The 20,478-nt window shown below is 36.7% G+C and carries 15 protein-coding genes; 9 read left to right on the forward strand and 6 right to left on the reverse strand.

Translation table 11 applies throughout. The annotated features are described in order from the left end of the window. The first annotated feature begins 112 nt into the window (after positions 1–112). Complete coding sequence (gene rluF, locus F564_RS0109895) at positions 113–835, forward strand: 23S rRNA pseudouridine(2604) synthase RluF (RefSeq protein ID WP_028122504.1); 723 nt, start codon at positions 113–115, stop codon at positions 833–835. Positions 836–917: 82 nt separating this feature from the next. Here the strand turns inward: rluF and F564_RS0109900 are convergent, their stop codons facing one another. The 3 genes from F564_RS0109900 to F564_RS0109910 form a co-directional block, all read right to left on the reverse strand. Further along, entirely contained in the window at positions 918–1,859 is a 942-nt protein-coding gene (locus tag F564_RS0109900) for a fasciclin domain-containing protein (RefSeq protein WP_034981284.1), read from the reverse strand. A gap of 146 nt (positions 1,860–2,005) precedes the next feature. Continuing rightward, positions 2,006–3,337, reverse strand: coding sequence for a helix-hairpin-helix domain-containing protein (locus tag F564_RS0109905; RefSeq protein WP_034981286.1), 1,332 nt, complete (start codon positions 3,335–3,337; stop codon positions 2,006–2,008). A gap of 71 nt (positions 3,338–3,408) precedes the next feature. Further along, complete coding sequence (locus F564_RS0109910; protein WP_028122507.1) at positions 3,409–3,741, reverse strand: MerR family transcriptional regulator; 333 nt, start codon at positions 3,739–3,741, stop codon at positions 3,409–3,411. 79 nt (positions 3,742–3,820) lie between these two features. On the opposite strand from F564_RS0109910, the gene F564_RS0109915 reads away from it, so the two are divergent. Continuing rightward, positions 3,821–4,711 (forward strand): SMP-30/gluconolactonase/LRE family protein, encoded by an 891-nt coding sequence (locus F564_RS0109915; protein WP_028122508.1) that lies wholly within the window; start codon positions 3,821–3,823, stop codon positions 4,709–4,711. 12 nt (positions 4,712–4,723) lie between these two features. On the opposite strand, the gene F564_RS0109920 is transcribed toward F564_RS0109915, so the two are convergent. After that, positions 4,724–6,031 (reverse strand): DEAD/DEAH box helicase, encoded by a 1,308-nt coding sequence (locus F564_RS0109920; RefSeq protein ID WP_028122509.1) that lies wholly within the window; start codon positions 6,029–6,031, stop codon positions 4,724–4,726. Positions 6,032–6,585: 554 nt separating this feature from the next. On the opposite strand from F564_RS0109920, the gene F564_RS0109925 reads away from it, so the two are divergent. The 4 genes from F564_RS0109925 (at position 6,586) to F564_RS0109940 (ending at position 14,667) form a co-directional block, all read left to right on the forward strand. Continuing rightward, positions 6,586–9,480 carry a restriction endonuclease gene (locus tag F564_RS0109925; protein ID WP_028122510.1) on the forward strand — a complete coding sequence of 965 codons (2,895 nt, stop codon included), beginning with the start codon at positions 6,586–6,588 and terminating at the stop codon, positions 9,478–9,480. Positions 9,481–9,543: 63 nt separating this feature from the next. Continuing rightward, entirely contained in the window at positions 9,544–11,445 is a 1,902-nt protein-coding gene (locus F564_RS0109930; RefSeq protein ID WP_034981288.1) for a site-specific DNA-methyltransferase, read from the forward strand. Positions 11,446–11,626: 181 nt separating this feature from the next. Next, a complete protein-coding gene (rpsA, locus tag F564_RS0109935) occupies positions 11,627–13,435 on the forward strand; it encodes a 30S ribosomal protein S1 (RefSeq protein WP_028122512.1) in 1,809 nt (602 codons plus the stop codon). A gap of 248 nt (positions 13,436–13,683) precedes the next feature. Continuing rightward, the gene (locus F564_RS0109940; protein ID WP_028122513.1) at positions 13,684–14,667 is read left to right on the forward strand and encodes an EamA family transporter; all 984 of its coding nucleotides are present in this window, start codon (positions 13,684–13,686) and stop codon (positions 14,665–14,667) included. A gap of 60 nt (positions 14,668–14,727) precedes the next feature. Here the strand turns inward: F564_RS0109940 and F564_RS0109945 are convergent, their stop codons facing one another. Further along, positions 14,728–14,997 carry a YtxH domain-containing protein gene (locus tag F564_RS0109945; protein ID WP_028122514.1) on the reverse strand — a complete coding sequence of 90 codons (270 nt, stop codon included), beginning with the start codon at positions 14,995–14,997 and terminating at the stop codon, positions 14,728–14,730. 259 nt (positions 14,998–15,256) lie between these two features. Next, positions 15,257–16,597, reverse strand: a complete 1,341-nt coding sequence (locus F564_RS0109950) for a glycosyltransferase family protein (RefSeq protein ID WP_028122515.1) — start codon at positions 16,595–16,597, stop codon at positions 15,257–15,259. Positions 16,598–16,686: 89 nt separating this feature from the next. Here F564_RS0109950 and F564_RS0109955 point away from each other — a divergent pair, with 89 nt between their 5' ends. The 3 genes from F564_RS0109955 to ggt all read left to right on the forward strand — a co-directional run bounded on the left by F564_RS0109955 (position 16,687) and on the right by ggt (position 20,057). Further along, positions 16,687–17,610 (forward strand): bestrophin family protein, encoded by a 924-nt coding sequence (locus F564_RS0109955; RefSeq protein ID WP_028122516.1) that lies wholly within the window; start codon positions 16,687–16,689, stop codon positions 17,608–17,610. Beyond that, positions 17,611–18,171, forward strand: coding sequence for a pentapeptide repeat-containing protein (locus tag F564_RS0109960; RefSeq protein WP_028122517.1), 561 nt, complete (start codon positions 17,611–17,613; stop codon positions 18,169–18,171). It begins immediately after the preceding gene. 197 nt (positions 18,172–18,368) lie between these two features. Then, positions 18,369–20,057, forward strand: a complete 1,689-nt coding sequence (gene ggt, locus F564_RS0109965; RefSeq protein ID WP_028122518.1) for a gamma-glutamyltransferase — start codon at positions 18,369–18,371, stop codon at positions 20,055–20,057. Positions 20,058–20,478: the final 421 nt, after the last annotated feature.

Here is a 20,478-nt window from a genome sequence, read left to right on the forward strand (position 1 = left end):
CACATTTGCGAACCGTCAAAACATTTAGTAACTAAAAAATCTTTGCGATCCGCTGTATGTTAACTAATTTTAGGTGACAAAACGGAAAGTCATAAAACAAAAATATGTAATCGTGGAAAAAATAAGAATCAATAAATATTTGTCAGAAGTAGGATTTTGTTCCAGAAGGGCAGCGGACAAACTGCTGGAAGAAGGCAAAATCACCGTCAATGGTGTTGTCCCAGAAATGGGAACAAAAGTTTCTGATGACGACAAAATTTTGGTCGACGGAAAAACGATCAAAAAAGAGCAGGAAGAATTTGTTTACATTGCTTTCAACAAGCCAGTTGGGATTGTTTGCACCACGGATACAAAACGGGAAAATGATAATATTATTGAGTATATCAATCATCCAAAACGGATTTTTCCCATTGGTAGGTTGGATAAACCGAGTGAAGGTCTTATTCTTTTGACCTCAGACGGTGATATTGTCAACAAAATCCTGCGAGCGCGTAACAATCACGAGAAAGAATATCTTGTGCGAGTTAATAAGCCGATCACAGAAAAATTTCTTGAAAAAATGAGAAATGGCGTTCCTATTCTGGATACTGTTACCAAGAAGTGTGAAGTAGAAAAAATTGATACGATGAATTTCCGAATCGTTCTCACGCAAGGTCTCAACCGTCAAATTCGGAGAATGTGTGAGCATCTGGATTATGAGGTGAAAAAACTGAGAAGAGTTCGTATCATGAATATCAAACTCGATCTTCCTGTTGGAAAGTGGCGTGATCTTACGGCAAACGAAATGAGAGAGCTTAATGATCTGCTGGAAGATTCAAGCAAAACTTTGGAGTAGCGAAACTCAATTTTAAAACATAAAAGAAGCCTTTTCAAAATATGATAAGGCTTCTTTTTTTTAAAATATAAACAAACTATGATTATGGTAATAAAACTTGATCAATGAGATGGACTATGCCATTTGTTGCTAAAATGTCTGTAGCTGTAATATTGGAAGCAGTTGTATTGGAATTGCCCTTTACCTTAGCACCTCCAGAAAGTGTCACGGTCACTTTTCCCCCATTCACTGTAGTTGGCATGGCGCCTTCTGTAAGGTCAGAAGAAAAAACTCTCGCAGCAATAACGTGATATGTCAGAATATTTGCCAACGTATTGGGATTAGCGGCTTGGATAGATGCAATCGTTGGGAAACCTGCATTAATGAACGCTTGATTGCTGGGTGCAAATACCGTCAGTCCGTTGGTTGTAGACAGGACTGATGCTACGTTTGTACTTCCTTCACTTGCCCGTAGAACAGCTGCCACCAGATAAGTAAGGTTAGAATTGCCCTGTGCCACTTGTACAATATTTCCCGTTGGAGGCATTAGGACTTTTCCTATCACATGAACTACGCCGTTGCTGGCATTTACATCTGCCGCCGTTACTTTTGCACCGTTTACAAAAACACCAGCACTGTTTTTTGTAACGTAAGACTTTTGGCTACTGGCAGTCGTAAGTTCTGTTGTACCATTGGGGATACTGGCCGCAGGATATTTTTGTGAGAAAACATGGAAGAGTAAAATGTTTTTCAATGTTTCCACAGGAACGGCGTTTATGACAGCTTCAGTAGATAAGCCTGCAGCTTGGAACGCTTCATTCGTTGGTGCAAAAACCGTAAAGGTTCCATTTCCGGAAAGTGTTTCTACTAATCCTGCCCTTACTACAGCTGTTTTCAGCAGAGACAGATTAGGATTTTCTATGACAAGGGTCGCAATAGTTTTGCTGTTGTCCGCAGACATTTCCTCATCATCATTGTCATTGCAAGACATTGTAGCGAATGATAATGCAAATAATCCGAAGATTAATCTTAAATAATTTTTCATAAGTAACAAATTTTAAAAGTTTATTTTAGTACAATAATATACCAATAAGATAATATTAGTATATAAATACACTATCAAATGTTTTGCCATATTCATGAAAAATGAAAAAAAAATAGTTACAAAATTATTGCGGGATGTTATTCAAACTACGGATTAAGGTATAACTTCATTTTTTCCTCTATCTCTGGTTTCAGTTTTAGAAATTTCCATATTTTCTTATCTTCTGGGCTGGTGATTCTGTAGAAGATGATTCTGTCTGCGGAGTACCGGAAGTAAGGATGTTTTTTCAGCCAATCTTCTGGCGCATTCGCTAAGGTATATTTTGCAACTTTAGAATGGTCAAGTTGAACAGCATAAATTAATCTTTCGCCCAAAGCTCTGTCAATCTCATAAGTCTCTAATAATTGGTTTTTATGAATAAATCCGCCCAGTTTTTTCCTGAAAGCCAAGATGCCTGCTGCGTCTTTTTCTGTAAAACCGAATTCTCGCAATTGTTTGAAGCTGATGTCGTTAAGATTGACTTTACCGAAATCTGTCTTCTCCGTGATGAGCTGTTTCTCATCCATAGGTTTCCCTTTGTCTGGAATGGTTAATCTGATCCACGGTTTCATTTCCTGGAACTTTTCTTCTGAAATAACAAAACATTTCTGGATGTCTTCCAAAGATTTGAAAGCACCCTTCAGGTTTCGATCTCTGTAGTTGGCGATGACATTAGCTTGCTTTTCAGAAAAGCCCAAAGCTTTCCATTGTTCGACAGTCATATCGTTTGGATCAAAGTAATGATTGATTTTCACCACTTCTTTTTCTTTCTTTTTTCCGAATTTGGTCACCAGGTATTCGGGCGTTTTGTTGGGTAGAATCAGATAGGGCGACATTTGTGAGAATTGTTCATCATTAATAATAAAGCATTCTTTCAGTTTTTCTTTGCTGATAAAACTTCCGCCGAGATAGTTTTTGTATTTTAAAATAGCCGCCGCCTGTCGCTCAGAAAAACCAAGATTTTCCCAGTCTTTCTGAGCATACACATCAGGATTGAATTTCGCTCCGAGATGGAGCTTTTTCTTTTCAAAAGCTTGATAAGTAAACTTCTCTTTTTTAGCCTCAGATGTTGTTTCCGGAAGCAGAATGTAGTGTTTCAGCTGTTCATATTTTTCTGGAGAAACTGCGTAACATTTTTCAAATTGCGCTTTGGAACCAAAATTTCCACCAACCATTTCTTTATATTTTAAAATAGTTTTGATCTGTTTTTCCGTGAAACCGAGATTTTTCCATTGACTTTCATCCAATTCGTTTGGGTTAAAATCTGTTAGGATGATTTCTGGCTTGCTTTCCGAAATGAAATTGATGACAGGCTTTTCGTAATGTTGATTCTTCTTGTAAAATGAAAACCCAACTTGTGCCAGGATAATGAGAATGCCGAATATGGCAAGGCCGAGAAGCTGCCTTCTCCGGATCTGGAAAGGTAATTTCTGATTCATCTTTTGTGTTTTAACCCAAAGTTAAATAAAATGAATCAAATACTTGTTAAATGAATAAAAAAAACTTATGACTATTCGTTTAGTGAATTTTTAAGCTTCAGAAGTTCTGCTTTTATGAATTCTAATCTGTCGATAATCGTGATGGTTTCGGAGATTTTTGTATTGGTCGTCAAGGCAACTCTGGCGCCGTCCAAGGTATAACCTTTCTCTTTGACAAGGTGATAGATGATCTTTAGATTCTCTATATCAGAAGGGGTGAAGTAGCGGTTTCCTTTTTTGTTTTTCTTAGGTTTGATGATAGGGAATTCCTGCTCCCAGTAGCGGATCAGGGAAGTATTCACATCGAAGGCTTTCGCGACTTCGCCAATAGAATAATAGAGTTTGTCCGGAAGATTGAGTTTCATTGTTTGAATCGAATTTTCAAAGATAATTATTTTTAATTCTTTCACACAAATTGTACCTTGCAACTTTAGAATTTACCTCATGAAAATTTTTTATAACTTTGGTTATGTAGCAATGTTGCTGACGTTGCTTAACTGTAAAGTTCAGAATACCACTGTAAGACTATTTGAAGTTCCACCGACGTTGGTTTCCAGTCAATTTACTTTTACAGAAGGTCCGGCTGCTGATAAAGCGGGCAATGTCTATTTCACAGATCAACCGAATGATAAAATCTATTTCTGGAATTGGAAAACCAATACTGTCGAATTATTCCTCTATAAGACCGGAAGAGCCAACGGCACTTACTTCGATAAAAATGATAACCTGATAACCTGCTCTGATGACAATGGTGAGATTTGGAAGATCAATAAAAATAGAGAGATCCAGGTTTTATCAAAAGGTTTTGAAGGTAAAAGACTGAATGGTCCCAATGACTTATGGGCCGATAAATCTGGCGGTATCTATTTCACAGATCCTTTGTACGAAAGAGCGTATTGGAAAGATTTCACAGTAGAAATTCCGGAGAAAAACCTGTATTACAGAAGTCAAAACGGAACGATCACAAAACTGGAAACCTTTGTCCAGCCCAATGGTATCATCGGCAGCGAGAAACTAAAAAAACTATATGTTTCTGATATCAATGCCGGAAAAACTTATGTCTATCAGATTTTAGGAGAAGGCAAGCTTTCCGCTAAAAAATTGTTCTGCGAAATGGGATCAGACGGAATGACGCTTGATAGCGAGGGAAATCTTTATCTAACAGGAAAAGGTGTGACGGTTTTCAATAACAAAGGAGAGAAGATCAGCCATATTTCAATCGAAGAAGCGTGGACTTCCAACGTCACTTTTGGAGGAAAGAATCATTCCACTTTGTTTATTACCGCTTCTCAATCGGTCTATACTGTGGAAATGCGTGTCTCCGGAATCAAATAAAAAAATCGCTTATTAATAAGCGATTTCTATTTTTATCTTTTTGCCTTTCAGTTTTTCGTTGGCTAATTTTTTCAGAAGTTCGATGGTTTTCTTTCGGTTGACAGCGACGTAAGAAGTCGTATCTTTGACTTCGATCAGACCAATGTCGTCTTTTTCGAGTTCTCCTTTTTTGATGAGATAACCAACAATGTCAACCTTGTTAACTTTATCTTTTTTCCCTGCGCTAATATAAATCGTCTGGTTCGGCGTTCTTTCCGGAACCCGGTTGCTTTCCGAAACGTTTTCTTCCGGCGTGTTGCTTTTGATGAATGGGAAAATCTCATCCTCCGTCATGATGAGATAAGCAAAACCTTTGGCATTCATTCTCGCAGTTCGCCCGTTTCTGTGGATGAAGGCATCTTCTTTCGGAGGCAATTGGTAATGAACGATAGATTCCACTTCCGGAACATCCAAACCTCTGGAAGCCAGATCTGTTGTGATAAGGATTCTTGCCGAGTCATTTCGGAATTTAAGCAAAGCACGTTCACGCTCGTCCTGTTCCATACCGCCGTGGAAGGTTTCTCGCTGGATTCCTTTTTCTCTCAGCAGTTCTGAGATCCTGTCAACCGCATCTCTGTGGTTGCAGAAGATCAATGTTCTTTTGTTTCCGATTTTACAGATCAATTGGAATAATGTATTCAACTTATCTTCGGAAGTGGTCATCACTTTTCGAAGCTGAATGTTTGGTTTTGACTCGCTTTCTTTGAGGAAATTGATTTTCTTTTCTTGATTAAGTTCTACAAAGCGTGGGATATTGTCCATCACGGTTGCAGACGTCAGGATGCGCTGAGAAAGCCCCGTGAGAGCCCCGATGATGTACTCCATATCTTCTTGGAAGCCGAGTTCCAAAGCTTTGTCGAACTCGTCTAAAACCAAAGTCTGGATCGTTTCCGGATCAAAGTTTTCGTTTTTCAAATGGTAAGCGATCCTTCCAGGCGTTCCTATTAAAACGGCAGGCGCTTCAATCAAATTATTGACCTCGATTTTTTTGTCGTGACCACCGTAAGCAATAGAAACTTTGAAATCTGTTCCCATCGATTTAAAAACCTGCTCGATCTGCAAAGCCAATTCTCTTGCGGGTACTAATATCAGAGCCTGAATGCCTTTCACATCAGATTTTAAATTTCTAAGAACTGGAAACAGAAAAGCCAAAGTTTTCCCGGAACCAGTCGGCGATAGGAGAACGATGTCGGTTTCGTTTTCGGAAGCGGTGTATGTCGATTTCTGCATTTGATTCATATCCTGAATCTGCAGTTTTTCGAATATTGGTTGTAATTCCATTTTGCAAAGATAATTTTTTGGAATTCAATTATTGGTTGTTTTTCTTTGAACTTGTTTAAAGTAAAAATAATTATCACAAAAAATCATAAATGCTCCTTTAGGAGCAGAATCTGTGTAGAGATAATAGAAATTAAGCTAAGCGCAATCCTTAGGATTGCAATAAAACCACCTAGATTCAATACTACAGATAGCGTTCCTATGGAACGCAGATTGGTTTTGGACATTATTTCTACACAGATAAAACTTCAAAGGAGTTTGCAACAAAGTGAATTTTAAATTTTAATTTACTTTAAACGACTTCTTTTTATATATTTGACCAAACAAAATTTTAATGATCTAAAAAAAGAAAAAGACATATAAACTTTAGCGTTACTAAAAGTTTCTTTTGGGATAAAACTTCGACAATTTTATTACACAGAGAGAAACAGTTTAGGGATGCGTCTGCAAAGGCGTGTCCTCTGCTGTTTTTTCAATTCTGCGTGGGTTCGTCGAAGTACCTTTCCTGAAAAGAATAAAATGTTGCAGAGTGACACGTTTTTTTCGTTGCAGATAAAATGACCAAACAATTCCAATACGAAATACAGCAACATCAAGAAGATTGTGTCAATAACATCATTCAGATTTTTGATAAGATTAATCAAGGCGAACTACTAAGTGAAACACTTTCGGCTCATCATCAAAAAAATAAATATCCATTTTCTGTAAATCATAACAAGAATATTGATGTGATGATGGAAACAGGAACAGGAAAAACATTCACTTTCATCCAAACCATTTTTGAACTCAATAAAAATTTCGGTTACAAAAAATTCATCGTTCTTATTCCTACAGTTCCGATTCGTGAAGGAACGAAAACCAATCTGGAAGACACAAAAAACTATTTCAAAACACTTTATGCCAACGAAAAGGAAAAAGAAATAGAAACTTTTGTTTATGAAGGTGGAAATATTTCTAGTGTAAAAAGCTTTATCGGAACAGAACACTTGTCGGCTTTAATTCTTACGCCGAGCTCTTTTAGTAATAAAGACAATATCTTGAACCGTCCGCTGGAAAGAGAATTGTACGCTCCCAATTTATTTTCTGAAAAAACAGAACCACCAAAAAGTTATTTGGAATGTTTGAAAAGGCTGAATCCGATTGTAATTATGGATGAACCGCACCGTTTTGATGGTGATGCTTTCAAAAAATATTTTGACGGTTTTAATAATTATTATCTGCGTTTTGGAGCTACTTTTCCTAAGAAAAAAGATAGTATTGAGCTTTCTAATGTTGCTTATGTGCTGGATTCAATTTCGTCTTTCCGTCAAAATCTTGTAAAAAAAATTGTGGTTTATACACAAGACGTTGCTGAGAATATGGATACATTGATGGCAATTGATAACAAAAAAGCAATTGTAAATACTTTAACCAATGGAGTGATTACTAAAAAAATACTCGGTGTTGGCGGAATTTTCAATGGTAAAAATATCAAAAAAATAAATAAAGACAGCCTCGTTTTAAATGATGACAATATTATAAAAGTAGATTATTCCTTGTCGGACGATGCTTTGAAGTCAATGATTCGGGAAACTGTGAAAATTCATTTTGAAAAGGAAAAATCTTTATTTGAAAAAAGAATAAAAGCCTTGACTTTGTTTTTTATAGAAAGCGATACTTCTTTATTTCGGGGCGAAAATCCTAAAATCAAAAACTTTTTTGAAGAAGAGTTTTTAATCCAACAAAAAGAAATTATTCAAAATCTTGATAAAGTAAATGATTCAGAATATTTGAATTATCTGCAAAACGCTTTTGATACCGAAGGGGATTTGGTTGTACACAAAGGCTATTTTTCTGGCGATAAAGGGAATGCCGACGAAAAAATAAAAACCGGGGTTGATGAAATCTTAAAGGACAAAAAGAAACTATTGTCTTTTGAGAGCCCAACACGATTTATTTTTTCAATCTGGGCTTTGCAGGAAGGGTGGGATAATCCGAATGTTTTTACCATCTGTAAACTTTCTAATCAAGGAAGCGAAATTTCAAAATTGCAACAAATCGGTCGTGGTTTACGTATTTGTGTGAATCAGGATTTGAAACGTCAAACTATTCAGGAATTAGACGCAAACCAAGAAGAATTTTGGAAAATTAATAATCTGGATGTTGTGGTTTCCAATAAAGAACAGGGTTTTGTAGAAGCCATTCAGAATGAAATTTTAAATAACTCATTTTTTATCGCCGATACTTTTACCGAGCAGGAATTGAAAAAAGTATTAAAAGAGAAAAACAATTTTGATGACATCATGGTTCGTAGTCTTTTTAAACTGCTTGATAGTAAAGAAATGATTGTCTTTAAACAAACCGTTGACGGACAAGATATTTATGAAAAATCGGCGGAATTTTCTGCGATTCTAAAAAACCAAGATTTACCTCAAGAACATTTCAGCGCATTGGAAAGTCTTTTTGCAACCGATTATAAAAATTTCATACAGGAAAAAAGCAAAATTCGTCCGAAGAAGAAATTGATTATTAAGGCTTCTCATTTACCAGAATTTAAAAAACTGTGGGAAACCATCAGCAAAAATGCAGATTTTTTGATTGAGAATTTGAATAAAGAAAATGAAGAACAATTAATCATCAATATAAAAAACGAAGTCGAAAAGTTGAATATTGATGCAATTGTATTGCAAACAACGCGAGAAGAAATTAAAGTCGATAAAATTGGAGAAAGCGATGCTGTTTACGGAAAAATAGTAAATATAGAATCGTATAAAAGCAAAGTTGATTATCTGGAATTTGTGAGAAGTCTTTCTATCAGTACCAAGATTCCACTTTTGTTTAGTGTGAAAATTTTCAATGCTTTATCAAACGATTTTAAAGAAAATACACTGGCTAAAAATCCAGCTCAAACCCTTAAAGAAATAAAGGAAATTATTCGTAAAAATTTGGTCAATCTATTGAAATCCAAAGTACGATACGACGGCATAGAAAATTCTGTTTTGCCCAATGTTTTCAAAACTGAGAATGGAGAAACGTACCTCGATACAGGAAGTGTAGGGAAATTTCAAAAAGATATAGAACAAGATTTTTCTTTGAAAACGAAATGGGTTTTTGAAAACGTAATAGAATACGACAGCAATTTTGAAATAGAAATCATCGAAAAAGATGCTGAAATGGATGAAATAGAAATATTCGGAAAACTCCCCAAACTAAAAATAAAAACGCCTTTGGGAGAATATAACCCAGATTTTTGTTACGCAATAAAAGGCAACAACGGAAATAAAATTTTCCTAATTGTAGAATCAAAAGGCTACGAAACTTCTACAGCAATCCCAGAAAATGAAAAAGGAAAAATGGCTTTTGCAGAAAAATACTTCCAAGCTCTCAATGATTTTTACAGAAATGAAAACGTGAAAATTTCATTTAAAGAAAGAATCAGTTCCACACAATTAGCAAGTTTAATTAATAATTAAAACTCCAAACTAAATCTTTCTAGTTTCTAAAAGCCTTCAAGATTTAAACAAAAAATAGTAAAAATGAATCAAAAAGAACAATTGATGCATTCAGGATTTCAAATTTTGGAAACCGAAAATCAAGATAATAAATTGCTTGATTTTTTAAAAGAAAATTATCCGTCTATCATACGTGATAACGAAATCAATGTAAACGAATTAAAGGCTTTATCGGGTTTACCTGTTGACGAAAAAGTAAATGGTTATGGTCTTAATTTCATCGGCAGAAACGTGGCACGAGCAAAATATGCCACCAAAACTACAAAAGAAGTCAAGGTAAATTATAACCAATCTAAAAATTTTGACACCACCCAAAATCTTGTTCTAAAAGGTGATAATCTTGAAAGCTTGAAAATTTTGAAATCACATTATAGCGGAGCAATAAAGTGTATTTATATCGACCCGCCTTACAATACCAAAAACGACGAGTTTGTGTATCCCGATAAATTTGACAAAGAAGAAGCAGAAGTTTTGGGCTTGGCAAATCTAAGTGAAAATGATATGGAGCGGATGGAATTTAGTTTTAAAACCAAGCAATCTCACAATGGTTGGTTATCTTTTATGTATCCGCGTTTGCTTCTTGCGAGAGATTTGTTGGCGAAAGATGGTGTTATTTTTATTTCGATTGATGATAATGAGCAGGCGAATTTGAAATTGCTTTGTGATGAGATTTTTGGGGAGGAGAATTTTGTTGCAATTTTGCCAACAATTATGAATTTAAAAGGGAACAATGACGAGTTTGCTTTTGCTGGTACACACGAGTTCACTGTAGTTTATAGTAAAAATAAAGATAAATCTAAATTTAGTGAGTTTAGAATTAATGAAGATGAAATTGAAGAATGGAAAACTGATGAATTAGGTTATTATAAAAAAGGAGCTAATTTAAAGGCGACTGGAACTAATGCACCTAGAAATAAAAGACCAAATTTGTACTTTCCAATTTATTTGACATCAGATAATGATTGTTTTACATACAGAACTGATGAAAATGATTTAGAGGTTTTTCCAATTACAAATAACGAAGAAATGTCTTGGCGTTGGAGTAAGAATAAGTTTATTAATGAAAAGCATAATATTATTGTAATTAATGATGGTAATAGCTTTTCTATATATAAGAAACAAAGACCTAATCTAGGAGATATTCCTTCGAAAAAGCCTAAAACTATTTTTTACAAGCCCGAATATAGTAGTGGAAATGGAACACAACAAATTAAAGATTTATTTGGAGATAAATTATTCACTAATCCTAAACCTCTTAATTTAATCAAAGATTTTTTTGAAATTTCCACAAATTCTAACGACATCGTCCTAGACTTCTTCGCCGGTTCCGGAACAACAGGTCAAGCCGTAATGCAACTTAATGCAGAAGATGGTGGCAATCGAAAATTTATTCTTTGTCAGATAGATGAACCTATTAAAAAAGACAAACCGGCGAATCAATTTTGTATTGATCATAATTTACCACCCGTTATTTCAAGCGTTACCATAGAACGTCTCAACCGAGCAGGAGAAAAAATAAAAACCGAATTAGAAACCGAAAATACCAAAACCGGAATGTTTGATGAAAACAAAAAACAAATTCCCGATATTGGCTACAAAGTTTTTGACACCACAGAAGCACCAGAATTAGAATTAAAAGAAGGTGGACAAATTATTTTTCCGAGTCTGGAAGAAGATGCTTTGTCTCGCATTTATAATATGATTTTTTCGGTTGGGATAGATTCTCCAGTTTCTAGATTAGAATGTGTGGTGGAAAATTGCATCTACAAAATTGGCAACAATTATTATATTACCAATTCTGCTGATGCAAAAAATGAAGATATTACCAATGCTATAAAAAATGGAAAAGTGTTTGTTGATGGCTGGTCTGCAGGAATTAATACCACTTTACAACATTATAAAGAAGATGTGAAAATTGTGTTTTAGAAAACACATTCGAAAATTAATATTATTGTTCTCAATATTAAAAATTTTTGTACTTTTGCACTCACTTTTGTGAACGTACTTTCGGCGAAGTAAAACATTAGCAATTAACAACTTCCATATTTTTCAGGATTCACAGCAAAGCCGAGGTCTGTAAGAATAGGAATACAAATTTTATTAGAAAATGTCAAAAGAGACAAATTCAGCAGAGGTTTTATTAAACCAAAACGTAGCACCAGAACAATTTGATTGGGATTCTTTCGAGTCTGGTCTTAACGCAGAAGACAGAAGCGAAAAAAAAGAATTGGAAGAAATCTACAACGGTTCTCTTAACAATCTTGCAGACAACGATGTAATCATCGGGAAAGTGGTAAGATTGACAGATAAAGAAGCCATCGTAGACATCAACTTCAAATCTGAAGGTGTGATCTCTCTAAACGAATTCCGTTACAACCAAGGTCTTAAAGTAGGCGATGAAGTTGAAGTAATGGTGGACAGAAGAGAGGACAAAACAGGACAATTACAGTTGTCTCACAGAAAAGCAAGAACGCTTAAAGCTTGGGATAGAGTAAACGAACTTCACGAAACTGGAGAGATCGTAAACGGTTTTGTAAAATCTAGAACTAAAGGAGGTATGATCGTTGACGTTCACGGTATCGAAGCATTCTTACCAGGTTCTCAAATCGACGTTAAGCCAATTAAAGATTACGATCAGTTCGTAGGTAAAACTATGGAGTTCAAAGTGGTGAAAATCAACCCTGAGTTCAAAAACGTAGTGGTATCTCACAAAGCGTTGATCGAAGCGGATCTTGAAGGACAGAAGAGAGAGATCATCGGTCAATTAGAAAAAGGACAGGTTCTTGAAGGAACTGTTAAAAATATTACTTCTTACGGTGTATTCGTAGATCTTGGAGGTGTTGACGGATTGATCCACATTACAGACCTTTCTTGGTCTAGAGTGAACCATCCATCTGAAATCTTAGAAGACGGACAAACTGTGAAAGTGGTTATCCTTGATTTTGATGACGAGAAAACAAGAATCCAATTGGGTATGAAGCAATTAGAAGCTCATCCTTGGGATGCTCTTTCTGCTGACATGAAAGTTGGTGACAAAGTAAAAGGAAAAGTGGTTGTTCTTGCTGACTATGGTGCATTCGTAGAGATCGCTCCAGGTGTAGAAGGATTGATCCACGTTTCTGAAATGTCTTGGTCTACTCACTTGAGAAGCGCAGGAGATTTCGTAAAAGTAGGTGATGAGGTAGAAGCAGAAGTATTAACTTTGGATAGAGAAGACAGAAAAATCTCTCTAGGTATCAAGCAATTGAACAAAGATCCTTGGGAAAATATCGAAGCTAAATATCCAGTAGGTTCAACTCACGTTGGAACTGTAAGAAACTTTACCAACTTCGGAGTATTCGTAGAATTGGAAGAAGGAATTGATGGATTGATCTATATCTCAGACCTTTCTTGGACCAAGAAAATCAAACACCCATCTGAGTTCTGTGCAGTTGGAGATAAATTAGACGTGATCGTATTAGAACTTGATACGCAAGCAAGAAGATTGTCTCTAGGTCACAAACAATTGACTGAGAATCCTTGGGATAAATTCGAAACTAAATACGCTGAAGGAACTGTACACGCTGGAAAAGCAACGGAAGTACACGACAAAGGTGCATCTATCCAGTTCGAAGATGTAGAAGTTGAAGCATTTTGCCCATCTAGATTATTAGAGAAGGAAGACGGATCTAAAATCAAAAAAGGTGATGATGCGCAATTCAAAGTGATCGAATTCAACAAAGAATTCAAAAGAGTAGTTGTTTCTCACACAGGTATCTTCAGAGACGAGGAGAAAAAGAATGTGAGAGAATCTAACAACAACAGATCTAACAATAATAACAATACATCATCTTCTTCTAACAACGAAGAAAAATCAACACTTGGTGATATCGATGTATTAGCAGAATTGAAAAGAAAAATGGAAGAAGGAAACTAATCCAAAATTCTTTTTCAAATAAGAGAAACCGCCTTGTTTTTAACGAGGCGGTTTTATTTTGTCTTTAAATCATACTTGACTACCGAAAAATGTTTTAATATCAATGATTTACAGATAGTATTTTGTTTTAAATTTTAAAATCGATATTTCGATACAGATCAATTATGGATTTTCCTTTTTAGATAGATTGTCTACATATTCTGCTTTAAATATTATGTCGTAAATTCGCCGGCTCAAAAAAAATAGTTATGGAGAAGAAAGATATATTAAAAGGCGTCTTGTTTGTCGGCATTGGTGCCAGTATTTACGGGATGTTGGCAACATTTGTGAAGTTATCTTACAAGGATGGTTTCACAACATCCGAGGTCACTACAGCGCAGTTTGTCTTGGGATTCTTAGGCCTTTTTATATTGAATGTCATACAAACCAAAACCTCAAAAAAAGAATTATCAAGGCCCAATTCAAAAGAAATCAGAATGCTGATGCTGGCAGGAACTTCTATGGGTTTCACCAGTTTGTTCTATTACATCGCTGTTCAATATATCAATGTTTCAATCGCTATCGTTTTGTTGATGCAATCTGTTTGGTTTAGCGTAGTTGTAGAAAGTTTCATCGCCAAAAAATTCCCGAATGCCAGAAAAGTCATTGCTGTCATCATCGTTTTGACAGGAACCGTTCTAGCCACCAACCTGATCAATATGAAAGTCGAGATCGACTGGCACGGCATCTTCTGGGGCGTTTTGGCGGCCGCATCTTTCACGATGACGATGTTCACATCCAATACTTTAGCAACGCATCTTCCAGTTTTGAGAAAAAGTATGACGATGCTGACTGGCGGTTTGATTGTGGTACTTATATTTTTATTCTTCGCTCAAATTGGACCTTTGCATTTCGAAGGACTGAGATCTTTTTATCTTAATTTCACAGAAAACACACAGCACATTCGCCCATTCGATTATTCTATTTTTTGGACTTACGGATTTGTTCTGGCATTGTTTGGAACCATCATTCCACCGATTTTATTTAATGTAGGATTCCCGAAAGCAGGTTTGGGATTGGGAAGTATCATCTCATCTTTGGAACTTCCGGTTTCTGTAACGATGGCTTTTGTATTGTTAAAAGAAGAAGTCATTATGATCCAATGGCTTGGAATTGTACTAATACTATTCGCAATCGTCTTGATGAATTTGCCATCCAAAAATGACAATCAGCCAACCAAATCTTATCATTGATTTGACATATTGGCATAAAAAAACGTCTCATTTCGGAGACGTTTTTTTTTTTTATATATATTATTGTGCAGCGTTCTGCACATCTGTCTTCACTTCTTCAGCTTTATTCTTGAACTGTTCTGCCGTGTCATTGGCTTTGTCTTTCAACTGTTCTGCGGTCTGGCTTGCCTTATCTTTCAGGTCGTTTCCGAATTTCGTAAGATTATCTTTCGCTGTATTGATGGTGTCTTTTACTTTTTGCTGATCTTCCGGAGAAGATTTTTTGTATTTCCACCAAGCCAAAGCTCCTACACCTAACAACGCCAACAGGCCGTTTGTTTTATTTCCCATGATATGATTTTTTTATTGTTAATATTAATTACTCAAGTTACAAGAAAAATTTGTGCCAACAATTTAATTTTCAGATATTTTTTGGCGTGTCCTTGCCAGAGCTTTGGCCAGGGCTGGGACCGCGCTGTCCGTTCCTATCTTTTTATTTTTTCAGAGGCTTGGGTTATCCATGAGGTTCGTTTCCGCAAAAAAAATAAAAAGGATAACCACTACCATCGCTCACGCGCTTCGCAGAGTTGCACCTTTAGACATCATTACATCATTTCAAATCCGAAAAAAGTTCAGCCAATTTTTTAGTCAATTCTCTTCGACTGAATTCATTAATATTGGCAGGATTCCCAATCGCTTTCCCACTTTTCCATTCCTCATAAAGCGAAAAAACAAATTTCTGAATCTCCAAACTCTCCGAATAATCAAAATGTCTCCCAGCTTTGGTTTTTTCAAGAATCTTTTCTACATCCGCAGCTTTCGGTCCAAAAGAAATGATTTTCTTCCCAGTTGCTAGATATTCAAACAGCTTACCTGGGATGATGCCTATTGAACTATCGTTCGGGAAATTGGTGATCAACAGAAGATCAGAAGTTTCCATCTCTTTGACAGATGCATCGTGCGCCAGATAACCAAGATTCGCCATGTTGTTTTTCAGAACAGAATTCTCGATGGCGGTCAGGATTTTATCATCCACGCGTCCAACAAATTTCAGTTCAAAATCCTTAGCAAAATTCTGATGTTTCTCACAAAGTGTAATCAACGCCTTCCAAAGATGCTCCGGATTTCTCAACTGCTCCAAAACGCCCACATAACTCAAAATGAATTTTGCAGAATCGTTCATTTGTAAAATCGTTGAATGGTCAGTATCAGTTTTTACAATTTCATCATTTAACGATTCAACATTTTGATCAAACCCATTCGTTACACAGAAAGCATTCGCTCCATTTTTCCTGAAATTTTCAGCATCCGTGTAACTGGTTGCTAACGTCAAATCTGCATTTGTGAAAACAGATTTTTCCTGTTGTCTGTGTTTTTTATCAGAACCAGACGTCAGTTTCAAATGTTTATAATAGGAAATTTCTGTCCAAGGATCACGGAAATCTGCGACCCACTTTAAGTTTGGTAATTCCTTTTTCAACCCAAGACCTATCAAATGCAAACTATGTGGAGGACCAGTGGTGACAATGGTATCAATCTCATTTTCTTTCAAATATTGCTTCAAAAATTTGATCGATGGTTTCACCCAGAATTTCCTTGCATCCGGAATAAAAAAATTACCTCGGATGAAAATCGAAAGCTTAGAAACAAAAGACTGATTCTTCCCCACATCAAACTGTCCACCTTTGAATTTCTTGTTACTCTTACTGAATTTTTCTGCAATCTGATAAGGCTCCCAAATAGGGGTTTTTATGATCTTCAGGTTTTTTGGGACTTCTTTGAGCAAGGTCTCATCCACCAAAGGATAACTTGGGTTTTCTGGCGTGTAAATGATGGGTTCCCAACCAAATTCCGGAAGGTATTTTGCAAACTTCAGCCATCGCTGTACGCCAGGTCCGCCAGCTGGTGGCCAGTAATAGGTAAGAATTAAAACTTTTTTAGAATTTTCCATGTAAGAATTTCGGCTTCATCAAACTATTCAGTAAATTTATCTGCTTTTTTGAAAGGTCTAAAATAGGACTTTTTATAATTTATTTTATCATGATCATAAGAGAAAGAACCAACTGGTTGAAAATGCTTTTTATCTGGAGGGGTTCTGTGCTGCTCAAGATCATCCCACAACTATTGATCATCACGCTTTTTTCTGTGGTCGTCCTGTATCTCAAAGGTACTATTTATGATTACAAGGTGCACCTGAATCCCGCGATCTTCACTTTGCTGGGGTTGTCTCTGGCTATCTTTATGGGCTTTTGCAACTCTGCCAGCTACGATCGTTATTGGGAAGGGCGCAAGCTTTGGGGGTTGCTGATCATAGAAACCAGATCTTTGACAAGGCAGGTTCTAACTTTGATCAATGGTGATGCGCCGGACGCCAAAATCAAGAAGGAAGAGTTTGTGAAAATGATTGCTGCTTTTTGCTGGACGCTCAATTTTCAATTGAGAAAAAAAGACGATCACAGCAAGCTTCACGACTTGCTTTCAACAGAGAATTTTGAAAGGATAAAAGACAAACAGTTCAAACCGATTATCTTACTGGACTTTATGGGAGAATGGATCAATACTCAGAACCAGCAGCAGAATATAGACACTATTGTATTGACTTCTCTGGATCACCAGCTCAATCAATTATCGAGTATCGTTGGCGGTTGTGAGAGGATTGCAGGGACGCCTTTGCCTTTTGCATACAGCATTTTGCTGCATCGTACTGTTTATCTTTACTGCTTCTGGCTTCCGTTCGGTCTGGTAGATGTAGTAGGGTTTATGATGCCAATCATCGTTCTGTTTATCAGCTATACCTTTATCGCTTTGGATGCGATCATTCAGGAGATAGGCGAGCCTTTTGGTGAAGAGGAAAATGACCTCGCGCTCAATACGCTTTGCAGAACAATCCAGTTCTCGATCTTTGAACAAGCGGAGATTCCTCAGCCAAAACTTGTCGTTTCAAAATCTTATTTTATAGACTAAATGAATTATTTTTCAGAACAAAATTTTACAAAAACCGATTCCGAAAAACTGGAAAAAGCTGATTATGAACATTGTGTATTTACAGCTATCAATTTTTCCGGCCAGGATCTGTCAGGTTTCAAATTCTCAGACTGCGATTTCAAAGATTGTGATCTCAGTAATGCAAAGATCCATCAGACGGCTTTTCGGGATGTTGTTTTCAAAAATTGCAAAATGATAGGACTCAGTTTTGATGAGGCGCATTCCTTCAATATCGCTTTCAGTTTTGAAGACTGTATTCTGGATCATTCCTCATTTTATCAATTGGATATCAGGAAAACAAACTTCAAAAATTGCAGTATGAAAGCAACGGATTTTACAGAAGCCAACCTTTCAAATTCATTTTTCGATCAGTCCAATTTGGCGGACGCTGTTTTTGACAGAACCATCCTGGACAACGCTAATCTCAAAAAAGCCATCAATTTTTCCATTAATCCAGCAAAAAATCAACTCAAAAAAACCAAATTTGCAAAAGATAATCTCGTAGGATTATTGGACACGTTACAAATTATTATCGATTGACCTAGTCCAGATTTTGGCAGCTTGATCCGTCTTCCGCGCCCCATCTTTTTTTGGCCAAAAAGGATTTTTGCTCAAGTCGGGCTGCAGTTACAACATCAAAATAACACCAACATAACAATATTATTGAATGAGTACAAAGATAGGTTGGTTGACAAAAGAAGGACAATTAAAAAAACAACAAAATAAAAAACATCCATATGAAAAAAGTTCTATACGTAGCTTTGCTTTTATCCATAACGGTTAGAGCACAATACACAGATATCAATATCGTTAAAGAAGTGAAAGTAAAAGATAAAGGTGTGGTGATTTCTGCGCATCCTTTGGCAAGTGAAGCGGGAGCAAAAATGCTGAAACAAGGCGGAAACGCTTTCGATGCGGTCATTGCAACGCAGTTGGCTTTGGCTGTCGTTTACCCTCAGGCCGGGAACATCGGCGGCGGCGGATTTCTGGTCGCAACGACCGCAGAAGGGAAAAAACTAGCCTTGGATTACCGCGAAACCGCACCGTCAAAAGCTTCTTTCGATATGTATTGGGACAAACAGGGAAATGCCAACACAGATCTTTCCCAATACGGTCGGTTGGCAGTTGGTGTTCCGGGCAGTATCTCTGGCATGTTCGTGACTTTGAAATATGCCAAACTGCCTTTTGCAAAATTGATAGAACCGGCAATAGATCTGGCAGAAAAAGGTTTTGCGATTACGGAACAAGAAGCCGCGCTGCTTAATGCTCACAAAGCAGATTTCTTGAAGAACAACAAGAACAAAACTGTTTTTGTCAAAGATCAGGATTGGAAAATAGGAGATCTGCTCATCCAGAAAGAACTGGCAGAGACTTTGAGAAGAATCCAGAAGGGTGGCGAAAAAGAGTTCTACCAAGGTAAAACCGCCGATTTAATTCTTGCTGAAATGAAACTGGGCAATGGAATCGTTCAATCCCAGGATCTTAAAAACTATAAAACAAAAGAAAGAAGCCCATTGGTTTTTGATTACAAAGGTCATCAGATCGTCGCAATGCCTTTGCCGTCAAGTGGCGGAACATTGCTCGCTCAAATGCTGAAAATGTCAGCCTTCGAAGATCTTTCCAAATACCAGCAAAACTCAGCCGAAGCCGTCCAGATTATGGTAGAAGCGGAGCGGAGAGCTTTTGCTGACAGAGCAGAATATATGGGTGATCCGGAGTTTATCCAGGATAAAACACAGCTGCTAATCTCAGACGAATATCTGAAAAGCCGTTGGAAATCCTTCAACCCAAAACAAGCAACACCAAGTAAAGATGTCGGCAATATCATCAATCCCAATCCAAAAGAAAGTATGCAAACAACACAGATTTCAATTTTGGACAAATTTGGAAATGCCATTTCTGTAACCACCACGCTCAACGGCTATTACGGAAGCAAGACCGTCGTTTCTGGCGCAGGATTTTTCCTTAATAACGAAATGGACGATTTTTCCATAAAACCAGGCGTTCCCAATATGTTTGGTGCAGTAGGAGGAGAAGCGAACAAGATAGAACCTGGCAAAAGAATGTTGTCTTCTATGACGCCCACTTTGGTTTTGAAAGATAACAAAATTAAAATCGTTGTTGGCACGCCAGGTGGAACCACGATTCCGACCTCCGTTTTTCAGGCAATTGTTGGTGTTATTGATTTTAAACAAAATGCGAACTTCTCTGTCAATGCTCCAAAATTCCACCATCAGTGGTTGCCGGAAACTATAAAAGTGGAAAGTAATTTCCCTGAAACAACAATCAAAGCGCTGGAGCAGAAGAATTACAAATTCGAAAAGATCAAGCAAATCGGAAGAACAGAAATGATTGTGATAGATGATAATAAAACGGTTCACGCTGTTGCGGACGGGAGAGGTGATGATTCTGTGGGAGTGGAGTAAAAAAAGAAGGAAATAGAATTGATGAGAATGTATCAATTTGGTCAAAATGATTTTCCGCAATCCGAAAGGACTTGATTTGACGAAATTTTCAAGGCATTTTTTGGCCCTTTCGACTTGGGAAACAGAAAAATGTCTTGAAAATTTTATTTTTTAATTGTTTTTAGACGGACTCCTTAATTATGAAAATTTTGTATCATCTATTCACATCATTTTTTTTGATGATGCTGAGATTTTAGAAATTAATAAATCTCGCTAGCGCCAGCGTTCTGCTAGTGTTTCCTGTAAAAACCGAAAACAAAATAAAAAATACCCACTAAAAAGTTAAGGCTTCCTCCTTTTATTTTGTGATTGCCAGGCATATATCCAAATAAGGACAATTAATAAATTAAATTGACAACCGTTCCGGTCCCTGAGCGTAGTC

The organism is Epilithonimonas tenax DSM 16811 (assembly GCF_000428485.1).
GTDB classification, from domain to species: Bacteria; Bacteroidota; Bacteroidia; order Flavobacteriales; family Weeksellaceae; genus Epilithonimonas; species Epilithonimonas tenax.